Origin of the sequence: Acinetobacter sp. IK40 (assembly GCF_035615075.1) — a bacterium.
In the GTDB taxonomy this organism is placed as follows: domain Bacteria; phylum Pseudomonadota; class Gammaproteobacteria; order Pseudomonadales; family Moraxellaceae; genus Acinetobacter; species Acinetobacter courvalinii.
This window is the reverse complement of record NZ_JANBOE010000029.1, coordinates 1-1274: the sequence shown is the minus strand read 5'-3', so window position 1 is coordinate 1274 and position 1274 is coordinate 1. Positions and strand designations below refer to the sequence as shown.

1 protein-coding gene is annotated in these 1274 nt (G+C 37.7%); it reads right to left on the bottom strand.

Going from position 1 to position 1274, the window contains the following annotated elements; genetic code table 11:
* Positions 1–42: 42 nt before the first annotated feature.
* Positions 43–1208, bottom strand: a protein-coding gene (locus MSG93_RS19225) for an IS3-like element ISAba21 family transposase (protein WP_085947548.1) whose coding sequence is annotated in 2 segments (ribosomal slippage) — positions 43–950 and positions 950–1208 — 1167 coding nt in all. Because the reading frame shifts where the segments join, the coding sequence is not laid out codon by codon here.
* Between the last annotated feature and the right edge of the window lie 66 nt (positions 1209–1274).

Below are 1274 nucleotides of genomic sequence, written 5' to 3'. Positions count from 1 at the left end.
TGATATGTGCTGAATTAGCAGGAGACTTTCACTTGGGATATGCTAGGCAGCTAACCGATAAAAGTTCTCTGCTATTTGATTTGGCGTTTTAAAATCCAAACTCTTTTGAATTCTTCGCTGATTATAAAATAACACAATGTATTCTGTAATATCTGCTTTAGCTTCATCTCTGGTTTTATAGTTGCAATGATGCACTAATTCATTCTTGAGTATGCCCCAGAAACTTTCAATCGGTGCATTATCGTAACAGTCCCCACGTTTGCTCATTGAACCTTGAAAATCACATTTTTCCAGTATCTTTCGATATTCATGGCTGCAATATTGGCTGCCTCTGTCCGAATGAATAATTAAGCCTTTCGTTGGTTTTTGATTACGAATCGCCATAGTCAGTGCATTGCAAACAAGTTGTGCGGTCATACGCTCATTTAAGCTATAGCCAACCACTTGTTTCGTGTACAGGTCTTTTACTGCTGCCAAGTATAACCAACCTTCAGCAGTCCAAATGTATGTAATATCGCTTGACCATGCAAGATTGGGCTTAGTCATTGAAAACTGTTGCTCTAGTAAATTTGCGTAGATCGCTCGATTATGATCACTCTTCGTAGTTCTTTTGAAACGCTTATGACGCTTACAATACAGCTGGTTGAGCTTTTTTATTTGACGTACAGCATACGTACTGATTTTGATACCTTGCGCTTGTAAATGCTTAGTTAATCGAATATAGCCATAGCTTTGTTTAGTTTCCTCATGAGCTATTTTGACCAAAATTGTCTGTTGATTTCGCTGAACCAATCTTTTATTCATGCCTCGTTTTAGCCAATCATAAAATCGTGACACTGAAACGTGAAGTAATCTAGCCATAAAGCTAATCGGGAATAAATATCTTTGCTGTTTCATATAGGCGTACCTTACTGACTTTCTTTCGCAAAGTACGCTGCTGCCTTTTTTAGAAATTCACGTTCCATTTCAGCTGTTTTGAGCTGTTGTTTGAGCTTTTTATTTTCTTCGAGTAAGGCATTTAGATCAGGTGAATATTGTTTAGTGCCTGCTAAGGTGCCAGTCTTTGCTTTATTATTCCAATTTGAAAGAGTTTGCATTGAAATGCCAAGTTGTCTGGCTGTTTCCGATACATTGCCTTGATTGGCTTCAATCAATTTTATTGCTTCAACTTTAAATTCTGCGGTGTAAGTCTTCTGTTTCTTGCTCATGGTAAACTCCTGATGAGTGTCTATAGTTTACCAAGTTAAAACCTCCTGTTTTCTCAGCACACATCA